Origin of the sequence: Exiguobacterium sp. SL-9 (assembly GCF_004336985.1) — a bacterium.
Classification (GTDB): Bacteria; Bacillota; Bacilli; order Exiguobacteriales; family Exiguobacteriaceae; genus Exiguobacterium.
In genome coordinates this window covers 611,247-624,345 of sequence record NZ_SJUO01000001.1, presented here as the reverse complement: position 1 = coordinate 624,345, position 13,099 = coordinate 611,247, and the positions used below count along the sequence as shown (strand labels likewise).

Sequence of the window (13,099 nt, the reverse complement as noted above, 5' to 3'; positions counted from 1 at the left end):
AGAACCCATAAAAATCTAGGCAGGCGCTTTCACGTGCTTGCTTTTTTGATTTGCCTTTTTGTCGAAAAGAAGGCACACTAATATACGGTGAGACAGGACTGAGATGAACGTTATTGTAAATAACCTGTAATCGAATGAACGTTTTCAAACATGATTTTTCCGTTATAATAAAAAATAGTGTAACCAAGAGAGGAGCAGCACGTATGTTTCGTAGTTTTAACCGAGAAATCGGAATCGACCTTGGAACGGCAAATACGCTCGTTTATGTAAAAGGTCAAGGCATCGTTGTTCGTGAACCGTCCGTCGTGGCGTTCCGCACAGATACAGGTAGAATTGAGGCCGTGGGTAACCAGGCCAAAGATATGATTGGACGTACGCCGGGCAACGTCACGGCACGCCGTCCGATGAAAGATGGGGTAATCGCTGATTTCGAAACGACAGCGACGATGATCAAATACTTCATGGAGCAAGCACAGAAATCAAAGAGCGGTTTGTTCTCATCGAAGACGAACGTCATGATTTGTGTGCCAAGCGGCATCACGTCAGTCGAAAAACGTGCCGTCGAAGACGCAGCCAAGCAAGCGGGCGCGCGTGAAGCGTACACGATCGAAGAACCGTTCGCGGCAGCAATCGGCGCCGGTCTCCCGGTTTGGGAACCGACAGGCTCGATGGTCGTCGATATCGGTGGCGGTACGACCGAAGTCGCAGTGATTTCACTCGGCGGCATCGTGACGAGCCAATCGATTCGTGTCGGCGGTGACGAAATGGATGACGCCATTATTCGTTACATCAAAAACAAATACAACCTCATGATCGGGGAGCGGACGTCAGAGACGCTCAAGATGGAAGTCGGTTCGGCTCGCATCGATGCTTCGAACGAGAATGAGAAAATGGAGATTCGCGGTCGCGACCTCGTGACGGGTCTTCCAAAACAAATTGAAGTCTCGGCAGCTGAAGTGTGCGAAGCACTTTCGGATACGGTCGAAGCGATTCTCGCAGGCGTGAAACAAACGCTCGAGCAGACGCCGCCGGAACTTGCGGCTGACGTCATGGACCGCGGCATTGTCCTCACAGGCGGTGGAGCACTCCTTAAAAACTTGGATGACGTCATCTCGGACGAGACACACATCCCGACACTCGTCGCGGATGAGCCGCTCGATTGCGTCGCCATCGGGACAGGCAAATCTCTTGAAATGATGGACGTCCTCCGTTCAAAATCAGGCATCTCGTCGCGTCGATGAGTGGTGACACACGATGAGCCGGTTCGTACGCAATAAAAAGCTCATCATCACGCTGATCGGTATCATCTTATTCGTTGTGATTTTAGGGGTTTCGATTCGAGGACGGTCGGAATCCGCCTGGTACCAAGACGTCACGCGTGATGTGGTCGGAACGTTCCAACGGGTGTTCACGGTGCCGATCGGCTGGATGGACAGTACCGTGTCCTCGATTTCGAACGTACGAGATATTTATGAAGAGAACCGTCAGTTGAAACAACATTTGACGAAATACGCGGAAGTGTCGGTCGAGGCCGATGACCTGCGCCGTGAGAACGAAGAATTACGGCAAATGGTCGAGGCGTCCGACACGTCGCTCCGTGACTTTGACTTGATTCCCGCTGAAGTGATCGGGCGTACGCCGAACGACTGGCAACGCTACGTGACGGTGAACGTCGGGGAAGAGCGCGGCGTCGAGAAAGGCATGGCCGTCACGGCCGCCGGCGGAATGGTCGGTCGCGTCATTCAGACGAGTGCCTATACGTCGCAAGTGCAGCTCCTGTCTGACAACAACCGGACGAACAACGTCTCGGCTGTCGTCAAAGACGCTGACGGCAAGGCAACGTATGGGACGATTGACGGCTTCGACAGCGAGACGAACGAGCTCTTCTTCACGAAGGTGTCGAACAGCGTCAAGTTGAAAGAAGGCGAGATCGTGTCGACGTCAGGTCTCGGCGGACGTTATCCGGCAGGCCTCGTCATCGGTACGGTCGAGTCGATTGAAACCGACGAATACGGCGTGTCTCAAGTCGCTCGCATCAAACCCGAAGCGGACTTCAACGAGTTCTCGCAAATGTTTGTCATCGATCGAACGCTCGAAGAACCGTTTTTGACGGGTCCCGAGGAAGGAGGAGCAGCGGGTGAGTAACATGAAAGTGTTCATCGCCCTGTTCCTCCTCTTTCTTATTGAAGGGACATGGGCCGCCATCTTCTCATGGCACTATGTGACGCCGTTCTTGTATTTGACGTTGATCGGCTTGATGTACGTCAGTTTGTATGGCCGTTGGGAGTCGGCGCTCGGATTCGGTCTCGTTTTCGGGCTGTTGTATGACATCGTCTACACCGACTTGCTCGGAATTTACTTATTTACTTTTTCACTCATTCCTCTCATAGTCAGCTTCGTGTTAAAATATATAGGTGAGAATTTCTTCTCGGTCGTCATCACGTTCACGTTCATGATTCTCGTGTTTTCCTTCGGGATTTTCAGTGTCATGACGGCGGTCGGTGGGACAACCATGACCATTCAAACACTATTAGTTGAACAGATTCCAGGGACGCTCGCCGCCAACGCTGTCGCCATCGCACTGTTATATGTGCCGATGACGAAGTATGTGGCGCCGCGGCCTGTAGCGAAAAGAGGGTAGCCATGATGGAGCGTAAACGACATATTACGATAAAAGGACATCGCAACGGGATTGCAATCCACTTCAATCCACGGAGTGGCATCGATGAGGTGCTCGGAGAGCTTGAGGCCACGTTACAAGAGATGGAGCCCCCCTCTGGGCAGATTGCACTCAAATTGCACGCGGGTACTCGTTACATCGACGAGGAGCTGTCACGTCAAATTCGTGAAGTCGTCGCTCGTCATGGCGTTTTTTATATCGAGGAGCTCTCGAGCGAGGTCATGTTGACCGAAGAGGCGAAAGCGACTTACGGCAAAAAGACGTTCCACTACCATAGCGGGACGATTCGAAGCGGACAAGTGCTCGACTTCGATGGTTCGGTACTCATTATCGGGGACATCAACCCGGGGTCCGAAGTTCGGGCGACGGGCAGTATATATTGTTTAGGGACGATACGAGGAAATGTGCGTGCCGGTGTCGAAGGATGGGAAGAAGCGGTCATCACCGCCAGTCTGCTCCATCCGAAGTTTTTAGCAATTGGTGAACACGTGCTCACGTCAGACGACGACGAAGAGCTTCCGGAGATCGAGATGGGATGCGCGTATCAGACGAATCAGGGCATTGAAATGACGCGTCTCCGTCAAATCATGACAGGGCTTAAAGACGCATATGCAATGGAATTACAGAGAGGGTGAGTTTGATGGAGCAAGTAGTAGAGCCTGTACATACAGCGAAAGAAGTGAAGAAAGGTCGGGCCATCGTCGTGACGTCGGGGAAAGGTGGCGTCGGGAAGACGACTACGACCGCGAACCTCGGGACGGGTCTCGCATTGTCTGGCCACTCGGTCTGTCTCGTCGATACGGATATCGGTCTGCGGAACTTGGATATCATCTTAGGACTCGACAACCGGAGCATCTATAACCTCGTTGACGTCATCAACGGCCAGTGCAAGCTGCATCAGGCGCTCGTCCGTGATAAGCGGTTCGAAGAGATGTATCTCTTGCCTGCGGCCCAGTCGAAAGATAAGACGTCGGTCCAACCGGAGCAAGTGAAAGAAATCATCGACCAGTTGAAGACGGAATACGACTTCGTCTTGATCGACTGCCCGGCCGGTATCGAGCAAGGTTTCATGAATGCGATTGCCGGTGCCGACGAGGCTGTCGTCGTGACGACGCCTGAGAAGGCGGCTGTCCAAGACGCGGACCGCATCATCGGGATGCTCGAGCAAGCGGAACACGTCGCTGCACCGAAACTGATCGTGAACCGTGTCAAGAATCACCTCGTCGAATCAGGCGACATGCTCGACATCGATGACATCATGCGCATCTTGTCGATCGACCTGCTCGGCGTCGTCGTGGACGATGAAGAAGTCATCGCCGCCGCGAACCGCGGGGTGCCGGTCACGATGAATCCGGACAATCACGCCGGACAAGCGTACCGCAACATCACACGCCGCATTCTCGGTGAGTCGGTGCCGCTCATGTCCATCCAGACCGAACAAAAACCGGTCGGCTTCTGGGCACGGCTCATGATGAAATTTGGAATGAAAAAAGCCTAAGGCAACGCAAGTTGCCTTTTTGTGTCGAAAGGAGAGATCTGTGTGCGATTGATTTATGAACGGACCCCGTCCATTGAGCGGGCCATGCTCGTCGATGGGGAACGCCTCCTTGAGGTCGAGGAACGTTTCATCGACCAACTTTCAGTCGGGACGATTCTCGAGGCCGCGATCGAACGGATTCACCCGTCGCTCGGCGCCGCGTTTTTGACGACCGGCGAGACGACGTTCTTCCTGCCGATTGCCGAGACGCTCAAAGCGCTCGAGGCATATCCGAACGTGCCGGGCATCGGCCAAGCGGCCGTCGTCGGTGACAAACGCCTCGTCCAAGTGACGAAAGAAGGTATCAACGGCAAACACCATAAAGTGACGGAAAACATCCGCTTCGGCGGACGTTACATCGTCTACTTCCCATACGGCCGGCGCAACCTGTATAGCCGCAAGCTCGACCTCGTCGCCCAGGACCGCTTGTCGAAGGTGTTTGAGCTCGAAGAAGCGGAAGGCGTCTTGTTCCGCACAGAGTCGGGGCAAGCGAGCCCGGACACGCTTCAAGAAGAACTCGCCTTGCTACGGGCGCGTGCGAGCGACGTCATCACGGCACGTCGCGGACAGGATGAGCTGCTATGTGAACAGTTCGTGCGCCGTCATGCGGTCGATTCGGTCATATTGAACGACAAGGAAGCACAAGAGCGATTGACGCGGCTCGAGGTCGACGTCGAACGCCATGTCGGTAAAGGCCGGATGAAGGAAGCGGCCCGGCTCGACGGGGCGATCGAGAAGCTCGGACAGCGCGTCGTCTGGCTCGAAGGCGGCTCGTACGTCTTGGTCGAACAAGTCGAAACGATGACCGTCATCGACGTCAACAGCGGCAAGAACGTCGCCGTCAAGGACAAGGGACGGGCGGCCGACACGATTAACGAGGCCGCACTCTATGCGGTCATGGAGCAACTTCGGTTGCGCAACATCGGCGGTATGGTCGTCATCGACTTCTTACGCGGTTCAAAAGATGGACAGGCCCGGCTCTTGAAGAAGATGAAAGAGCTCGGGGCCCGCGACCCACGCCGCGTCGAAGTATATGGCTTCACGCGCATGGGCTTGTTCGAGCTATCGCGGGAGCGCACGGGACGTTCGATGCAAGACCGGATGACGCACGACGGGAAGCCGTCGAAGCTCGCCGTCTTCTCTCGGATCGAGCGCGCCTTGATGGAGCTCGTGCCGGAAGTCGAAGCGGTCGTCGTAAGCCTTCCGAACAAGTGGCACGACACGTCATGGGACGGGTTTGACTGTGCGGTCCTCCTCGTCGAAGGGGAAGCGGACGTGGCGTTCTACGGGACGCTCGAGGAATGTCAGAATTTCGTATCTCGTCATTGACAACGATTGAACGAGAGTGGTATTATCTATAACGTTAGTTCGTTTGGAAGCACCCAAATGGCTACAACCGCACAGAACGGGTTGAAACGGTTTCGCCCTGCCCTGGATGGCGAGTCTGAGTTTAATAAGGAGGTGCACGTATATGTACGCAATCATCAAAACTGGTGGTAAGCAAATCAAAGTTGAAGCAGGTCAAGAGATCTACATCGAAAAACTCGATGCTGATGTCGAGGGTACTGTAGAATTCGGTGAAGTTCTTTTCGTTGGTGGTGACGATGTTAAAGTCGGAGCTCCACTCGTAGAGGGCGCTAAAGTTGTCGGTACTGTGGTAAAACACGGCCGCGCTAAGAAGATCACTGTCTTCAAAATGAAAGCTAAGAAAAACTACCGTCGTAAGCAAGGTCACCGTCAGCCTTACACGAAAGTTCGCATCGAGAAAATCGAAGCGTAAGCTATGATTCGAGTAATGGTCAGACGAGACGAGACGAAGTCGATTCGTTCCGTCGAAGTGACAGGTCACGCCAACTTTGCTGAACCCGGTTCTGACTTGGTATGTGCCGGCGTTTCTGCCATCATCTTTGGGGCATACAACGCTGTCGAGGTACTCGCCGGTCAGTCGCTTCTTGTAGAAATGGCAGACAAAACAGAGGGTGGCTACTTTTATGTCGAGACGTATCCTGACGTATCACCGGAGGATATGACTCGCACCCAATTGTTATTAGAAGGGATGCTCGTGCAACTAGACACGATCGCCCATAGTTACGGTGATTATATCCAAATTGAACAATAGGAGGTGGACCTCATGTTACAATTGAACCTTCAGTTCTTCGCATCGAAAAAGGGAGTAGGATCGACTAAAAACGGTCGTGACTCGATTTCGAAACGCCTCGGCGCTAAACGCGCTGACGGACAGACTGTTTCAGCTGGATCGATTCTCTACCGTCAACGCGGTACGAAAATTCACCCAGGTGAAAACGTCGGCCGTGGTGGCGACGACACATTGTTTGCAAAAGTTGACGGCGTAGTACGCTTCGAGCGTCTTGGTCGCGACAAGAAACAAGTGAGCGTTTACCCAGTTGCGTAAGTAGAACCACGCAAAAGACTCTAGCCACTTATTTGGTTAGAGTCTTTTTTACTAGTTTTACCTAGGAGAGGATTGCATGAACTCACAGGCAGCACTGAAACTATTATCGACCGTCCGTCACGAATGGATGAATCGGCTTCAGATGATCTCCTTGTATGCGGCGCTCGAGCCTGATAGACTCGAGGAGCTGTACGAGCGATATCGTCAGCACGCCGACGAGGAGAGTGCGCTTATTCGCTTGGATTTGCCGACGACGAGTCTCGTCCTCATGCAAGCGAATTGGGAAGGACGGTTGACCTACAAGGTGTCGGCCGACCGCGTGTCGCTCGACGACGCGCGCGTGGCGGACAAGCTTGTCCGTCTTCTGTCAGGAACGGATGGACCGATTCATGTGACGTTCACGGACGGACTGATGGTCCGCGTCTTCGGTCATGTGCCGGATGGCGTGTTCACGTCAGACGAAGTGTACGAGCAGACAGTAGAGTGTTCTACGTTCGTTATAAAGGAGGGGAATTAAATGTTTGTCGATCAGGTTAATATTTTTGTAAAAGCTGGAGACGGCGGTAAAGGGATGGTTGCGTTCCGCCGCGAGAAGTATGTTCCAGACGGTGGACCAGCAGGAGGAGACGGCGGTCACGGTGGTGACGTCGTATTCGAAGTAGAAGAAGGATTGCGCACGCTCGTAGATTTCCGCTTCTCGAAAAAATTTATCGCCCACGATGGTGAAAAAGGGATGTCGAAAGGCATGCACGGACGAAAAGCGAAGCCGCTCGTCGTCAAAGTCCCACCAGGCACAATCGTGTTCGATGCATCGACGGATACGGTCATCGCCGACCTTACCGAGCACGGCCAACGGGCCACGATCGCCAAAGGCGGCCGCGGTGGTCGCGGGAACTGTCGTTTCGCGACGCCAGCCAACCCGGCACCAGAGATCGCCGAGAACGGCGAGCCAGGTCAAGAACGCGAATTGCGTCTTGAGTTGAAATTGCTTGCTGACGTCGGTCTCGTCGGATTCCCGTCAGTCGGGAAATCGACGCTCTTGTCAGTCGTTTCGTCGGCACGCCCAAAAATCGGCGCGTACCACTTCACGACGATCACACCGAACCTCGGTGTCGTCAAGACAGCGGACGACCGTGACTTTGTCATGGCGGATCTTCCTGGACTCATCGAAGGGGCGAGCCAAGGCGTCGGTCTTGGTCACCAATTCTTGCGTCACATCGAGCGGACGAAAGTCATCGTCCACATGATCGATATGAGCGGCATGGAAGGACGCGACCCGTTCGAAGACTATACGACGATCAACCGCGAGCTCGAGTCGTACAACTTGCGCCTCCTCGAGCGTCCGCAAATTGTTGTCGCCAACAAGATGGACATGCCGGATGCGCCGGAATTATTGGAAGAGTTCCAAAAGAAAATCGGAGATGACGTCAAAGTCTTCCCGATTTCGGCACTCGCCAAAGAAGGACTCCGCAACCTACTCATCGAAGTAGCTAATCTCGTGGACTCGACACCTGAGTTCCCACTCGAAGAGCTCGAAGAGAAAACGGCCACACCACGTGTCGTTTATCGTTACGAGAAGGAAGAGAAAGGGTATCAGATTCATGTCGATGAATACGAACGCTTCGTGATCACGGGGCCTCGCATCGAGAAGCTCTTCAAGATGACGAACTTCGATCACGACGAATCGATTAAACGCTTCGCGCGTCAAATGCGTCAAATGGGCGTCGATGACGACCTTCGCAAGTTGGGTGCCGAAGACGGTAGCGTCGTCGCCATCTTAGACTTTGAATTCGAATTTGTCGAATAATCTTTTATTAATGAAATGGAGTGTGAAGTAAACGTGGACCCTGTGCCCTCGTCTAGTTTAATTCTTTATGCAGTTTTAGTTATGTTGTCAGCTTTCTTCTCTTCTGCCGAGACCGCGCTCTCGAGTGTGAACCGTGTTCGAATGATTCGCATGAGTGAGGACGGGGACAAGGGCGCCAAGCGCGTCCTCCACCTCGTCGACCGGTTCGACGACACGCTCTCGACGATCCTCGTCGGGAACAACATCGTCAACATCGGTGCCGCGACAGTGTCGACGGCGATCGCCACGAGCATCTACTCGGGCGGTACCGGGCTCGTCATCTCGACGTTCGCGACGACCATCGTCATCTTGATTTTCGGTGAGATTTTACCGAAGTCGCTTGCGAAAGAGTTTGCGGAGAAGTACTCACTTCTCATCAGTGGTATTCTCATCTTCCTCGTCAAAGTCTTGAAACCGGTGACGATGATCTTTACCGGGTTGAAGAAGTTGGTGCTCCGTATGATCGGGATGAACGATAAAGAGCCGTCAGTGACGGAAGAAGAGTTGAAAGTGCTCGTCGATATGGGAGAAGAAGAAGGGGTGCTCGGCGAGACCGAAGCGGAACTCGTGCATAGCGCCTTTGCCTTCAACGACATCACCGTCGACGACGTGTTGACGCCGCGGATCGATATCCTCGCCGTCGACATCGACGATACGCTCGAAGAGATCAAAGACACGATCTTTAGCGGTGGACATTCGCGTCTACCGGTGTATAAAGACTCGATTGACAACGTCATCGGGGTGTTGTCAGAACGTGATTTCCTTCGTTCGATGATGCGTGATGAAGTGACGGACGTGCGTTCACTCATTCGTCCGCTCACGTATGTATCGCCGCAGACAAAATTGATTGAGCTGCTTCCTGTGCTCCAGCAAAAACAATCGCACATGGCTGTCGTCCTCGACGAATTCGGCGGGACGGCCGGCCTGATCACACTCGAAGATATGCTCGAGGAGCTCGTCGGAGATATTTGGGACGAGCACGACGAATCGATCGTCTATTTAAGACGACTTCGTGACGGCGTCTACGAGTGTATGGCCGACATGGATGTCGATGAGTTTGCTGATGAGATGGGAATTAAAGAACCTGAAGTAGATGCCAACACGATGGGTGGTTGGATCGTCGAACTGTTAGGTGACATTCCAGAGAAAGGTGCGCGTGTCACGTATGATGACATGACGTTCACCGTTCTCCACGTCGAAAAGCGTCGGATTCGCAAATTGCTCGTCGAGACGGGGCAATCCGAACCGGTCGAACAAGCGTAAACGAACAAAAGGAGGGACCGCCAACCGGCGGTCCCTCCTTTTGTTTAGACGGTATGATGGCGCTCGACACGTTCGAGCAGTTCGTATGGCCGGACTTTGTAGATGGCGTGCGGCATATACGTCGGGTCGATTGCATCGACGAGACGCATCTGGAAGTGATCCCGTTTGATATAGTCACCGACGTTCGACGCATCGACTTTGAAGAAGCCGACTTCTTGTGTCTCGCCTGCTTGTGGTTGCAAGTCGCCGGAGACATAGCGGGCGCGGAATGTGACGCAGAGGACGCGCGAGGAGACGTTTTGGTAGATACCGGTGATGCCCTCGACTTCGATGTCGACCCCGGTCTCTTCTTTCACTTCGCGGTGCACGGCCTCGACAATCGACTCATGCTCTTCGACTTGACCACCCGGCATCTCGTACGTGTCGCTCCGGTGCGTGTTCTGGACGAGCAATACTTCACCGGCCTCGTTCGTGACGTAGGCGGTCACGGAGACGATTGTACGCGGTGGCGTATAGTGACCGGTCGGCATCATGAATTCTTCGCTCGACTTAATATATAAATCTTTTCCGAGACGGGCTCGCTTCTTCATCGCCTCACGGCGCAAGCCGCTCGAGCGATAATCGCGTTCGACTTGTTCATAGTGCTCGCGGTCACGGTATTCCCATAGGGCCATGACCTCGCTCTTGTCGTCGGTCACCCAACGACCGACGAGACGGGCGCCGTGCGATACCTGAATCGGATACAGGTATGTATGGAAAAACTCGGTGAATTCATCTAAGCGTTCAGGACGGATGGTGTACGTTTTTCGACGATGGAACATGGTAATTCCTCCTTTGAAGGTGGTATCTCTATTCCGAGAAAAAAACGCTTTCCTCACTACTCTCTATTCGGTACCGTATCCGTTTTTCCCTCTATTCAAAAAAAGTCAGCTCGAGCGCATCTGCTCAAGCTGACTTTTTAAATAGCCGTGGATTCGTGCGGACGTAGCGGACGAGGAAGAACAGCCCGATCCCGATCCCAACATACGGCAAGAACCCGTGGGTGACCTCGCCGATTTGACGCCAATTACTGCCGAGCATCATCCCGAGTTTGACGAAGAGGAACGACCAGACGGCGAAGATGACGACGGTCACCGTCAAAAACTTACGGAACGATAACCGCATGACGCCGGCGCTGACGGCGAACAGCTGACGCCAAATGACGCTCAGACAGACAATCCAGGCACCGTACGTCTCGAACCAAGTCTCGGCGCGGCGTTGTTTCGCCTCGCTGATGCGGAACGACCGATAGAGACGGAGCGCGACAGGGCGTCCCCCGTAGCGGCCGATCCCATACAGGACGATTTGACTGATGACGAACGCCGACCAGGCAAGCAGGAAGACGAACAGGAACGAGACGTCGAGGGAACCGGTCAAGTAGCCCCCGTAAGCGAGCACGAGCTCGTTCGGGATGAGTTGGATGAAGATGCCGAGCGGGACGCTGAAGACGCCGCACCCGAGCAACAGTTGCTCGAGAAAGTGCCACATGACCGTTTCCCCCCTTTCCAAATTTTGTACAGGATGCATTCCATCCATCAGTATAACGAACATGAGGCGAAAGCAAAAGAAAAGATGTCACGTATTTGTGACATCTTAGTCGAGCTCGGAGACGAGGACACCGAGCCGCTCGAGTTCCGAGACGGCGGCATCGATGGCGTCTTCACTATCGGCCTCGAGCGTATGGATATGCAACCCACCCGTCAAATGCGACAGCGGGGCGGCCTGGTTCGCCTCGACCCGTTCGAGGAAAGCACGGACGTCGCGGCGGCTCTTCACCATCAGTTGGCCCGTCAATGACCCGTAGACCGGATGATCGATGATGACGTCGCGAATGGTGACACCTTCGTCGACGATGGCGTTCATTTCGGTCTCCATGGCCTCGGCCTCGTGACGACAGACGATTTTACGGGTGTAGGAGGACGGTGACGCCTCACCCGGTAAATAGACGTACCCGCGGGCGGTCGCGACGATTTGATGACCCTTCGCCTTCAAGAGCGACAAGTCTTGGACGACGACTTGTCGACTGACGGCGACACGGCGGGCGAGCTCGGAGCCGGTGATCGGCTCGGAACTCTGTTCAATCATTTCCAGTAACGTGCGCCGGCGTTCTTCACCGGCTAAGCGTTTGTTCATAAGATCCAACTCTCCTTGCTAAAGTGACGATGGCTTCGGCGAGTGCCGTCGTAGCCTCGACGGTCGTATCTTCGCCGAAAGAAATGCGGACGAGTCCGTGGCAGGCGCTCGTTTCATAGCCGAGCGACTCGAGCATCCGGTTCGGTCCGTTTTGGCCGGCCCGACAAGCTGACCCCGCTGAAACTTGGAACCCGAGTCCGTCTAGTTCGGTCATCCACCATTGTCCGTCCCGCTTGTTCGAGACGAACGAGAAGATGGCAGGGCTCTGCTGGTCGAACTCGAGCCATTTTACGTAAGACGATGTCTTCTCTTTCAAGATAGCACGAAACGCTAAGAAATTTCTTTCATGACGTGTCCGTTGTTCATGACGGTCAGTGAACGCTTTGACAAAAGCGCAGATGCCGGGCACGTCGACCGTCCCGGGTCGGATGCCGTACTGATGATGTCCCGGATAATAAGGTGGGGGTAACAGCCGTTCCATATAGAGTCCCCCGACGCCTTTCGGTCCCCCGACTTTATGGGCGCTGAACGAGTAGGCGTCGATGCCGTCGACGGAAACCGGAATCTTGCCGAGCGCCTGGACGCCGTCGACGTGGAACAGCACTTTCTTATATTTCAATTGGCACAGGATCTTGTGGAGCGGTAGTGTCCAACCGGTGTCCGAGTTGACGTGTTGAAACGTGACGAGCCCGATATCCCGATCGAGCAGATGCGTGAACGTCTCGTGGTCGAACCGCCCGTTCTTCAGTTTCAGGCGGTGGACGGTTACGCCTTCGGCTTCCCACTCGTCGAGGAGGAGGGCGACCGAGTCGTGCTCTTGCCACGATGTGATGACTTCACGTCCTTTCATACGTTTCCGGAGACTCGTGAGGGCGATATAGTTGCTCTCGGAGCCACTCCCGGTGAAGAGGAGCTTGCCGCGGAGCATGTCGAGTCCGAGCGCCTGCTTCAACAACCGTCGGGACTCGGTCAAGTAATCCTCAGCCATATAGCCGTGTGTGTGGAGGGAAGACGGGTTACCGTATACGTTTCGTGCCATCGCCACGTAATGGTCGAGAGCGGATTTTGTCATCGGGTGCGTCGCCGCATAATCAAAGTAACGGTTCATCGTAAGTTCCCCTTTTCTCATGTTGTCTTCTTCACAAAATTATGCGAAACTAGTTTACAAGTCAACATTACATATGAAAA

Annotated in this window: 16 protein-coding genes and 1 other annotated feature; of the genes, 12 read left to right on the top strand and 4 right to left on the bottom strand. The window is 54.1% G+C overall.

What is annotated here, in order from left to right:
* Positions 1-203 precede the first annotated feature (203 nt).
* The 12 genes from EVJ34_RS03235 to EVJ34_RS03180 all read left to right on the top strand — a co-directional run bounded on the left by EVJ34_RS03235 (position 204) and on the right by EVJ34_RS03180 (position 9,739).
* Positions 204-1,241 (top strand): rod shape-determining protein, encoded by a 1,038-nt coding sequence (locus EVJ34_RS03235; protein ID WP_021066877.1) that lies wholly within the window; start codon positions 204-206, stop codon positions 1,239-1,241.
* A 13-nt stretch (positions 1,242-1,254) separates the two neighbouring features.
* Positions 1,255-2,145 (top strand): rod shape-determining protein MreC, encoded by an 891-nt coding sequence (gene mreC / locus EVJ34_RS03230; protein ID WP_131433530.1) that lies wholly within the window; start codon positions 1,255-1,257, stop codon positions 2,143-2,145.
* A 1-nt stretch (position 2,146) separates the two neighbouring features.
* The gene (gene mreD / locus EVJ34_RS03225; RefSeq protein ID WP_131434278.1) at positions 2,147-2,641 is read left to right on the top strand and encodes a rod shape-determining protein MreD; all 495 of its coding nucleotides are present in this window, start codon (positions 2,147-2,149) and stop codon (positions 2,639-2,641) included.
* Between the two features lie 5 nt (positions 2,642-2,646).
* Positions 2,647-3,315 carry a septum site-determining protein MinC gene (locus EVJ34_RS03220; RefSeq protein WP_236634492.1) on the top strand — a complete coding sequence of 223 codons (669 nt, stop codon included), beginning with the start codon at positions 2,647-2,649 and terminating at the stop codon, positions 3,313-3,315.
* 5 nt (positions 3,316-3,320) lie between these two features.
* A complete protein-coding gene (gene minD / locus EVJ34_RS03215) occupies positions 3,321-4,178 on the top strand; it encodes a septum site-determining protein MinD (protein ID WP_131433534.1) in 858 nt (285 codons plus the stop codon).
* Between the two features lie 42 nt (positions 4,179-4,220).
* Positions 4,221-5,546, top strand: coding sequence for a ribonuclease E/G (locus EVJ34_RS03210; RefSeq protein ID WP_131484671.1), 1,326 nt, complete (start codon positions 4,221-4,223; stop codon positions 5,544-5,546).
* A gap of 55 nt (positions 5,547-5,601) precedes the next feature.
* Positions 5,602-5,673 (top strand) — a sequence feature (ribosomal protein L21 leader region).
* Positions 5,674-5,688: 15 nt separating this feature from the next.
* A complete protein-coding gene (rplU, locus tag EVJ34_RS03205) occupies positions 5,689-5,997 on the top strand; it encodes a 50S ribosomal protein L21 (RefSeq protein ID WP_015881153.1) in 309 nt (102 codons plus the stop codon).
* A gap of 3 nt (positions 5,998-6,000) precedes the next feature.
* Complete coding sequence (locus EVJ34_RS03200) at positions 6,001-6,336, top strand: ribosomal-processing cysteine protease Prp (RefSeq protein WP_031200131.1); 336 nt, start codon at positions 6,001-6,003, stop codon at positions 6,334-6,336.
* 12 nt (positions 6,337-6,348) lie between these two features.
* Entirely contained in the window at positions 6,349-6,630 is a 282-nt protein-coding gene (rpmA, locus tag EVJ34_RS03195) for a 50S ribosomal protein L27 (protein WP_016508537.1), read from the top strand.
* A 76-nt stretch (positions 6,631-6,706) separates the two neighbouring features.
* Positions 6,707-7,147 (top strand): Spo0B domain-containing protein, encoded by a 441-nt coding sequence (locus tag EVJ34_RS03190; RefSeq protein WP_131433541.1) that lies wholly within the window; start codon positions 6,707-6,709, stop codon positions 7,145-7,147.
* Positions 7,148-8,437: a GTPase ObgE gene (gene obgE, locus EVJ34_RS03185; protein ID WP_034776868.1), complete on the top strand. Its 1,290-nt coding sequence runs from the start codon at positions 7,148-7,150 to the stop codon at positions 8,435-8,437.
* 15 nt (positions 8,438-8,452) lie between these two features.
* Complete coding sequence (locus tag EVJ34_RS03180; protein ID WP_368665985.1) at positions 8,453-9,739, top strand: hemolysin family protein; 1,287 nt, start codon at positions 8,453-8,455, stop codon at positions 9,737-9,739.
* Positions 9,740-9,783: 44 nt separating this feature from the next.
* Here the strand turns inward: EVJ34_RS03180 and EVJ34_RS03175 are convergent, their stop codons facing one another.
* From EVJ34_RS03175 to EVJ34_RS03160, 4 genes are all read right to left on the bottom strand, one after another.
* Positions 9,784-10,560: an NUDIX domain-containing protein gene (locus EVJ34_RS03175; protein ID WP_131433547.1), complete on the bottom strand. Its 777-nt coding sequence runs from the start codon at positions 10,558-10,560 to the stop codon at positions 9,784-9,786.
* A 124-nt stretch (positions 10,561-10,684) separates the two neighbouring features.
* Positions 10,685-11,266, bottom strand: coding sequence for a DedA family protein (locus EVJ34_RS03170; RefSeq protein WP_131484669.1), 582 nt, complete (start codon positions 11,264-11,266; stop codon positions 10,685-10,687).
* Between the two features lie 105 nt (positions 11,267-11,371).
* Positions 11,372-11,911, bottom strand: a complete 540-nt coding sequence (locus tag EVJ34_RS03165) for a transcription repressor NadR (RefSeq protein ID WP_131484668.1) — start codon at positions 11,909-11,911, stop codon at positions 11,372-11,374.
* Positions 11,889-13,019, bottom strand: a complete 1,131-nt coding sequence (locus tag EVJ34_RS03160) for a cysteine desulfurase family protein (RefSeq protein WP_236636623.1) — start codon at positions 13,017-13,019, stop codon at positions 11,889-11,891. The genes EVJ34_RS03165 and EVJ34_RS03160 overlap by 23 nt, the downstream gene beginning before the upstream one ends.
* Between the last annotated feature and the right edge of the window lie 80 nt (positions 13,020-13,099).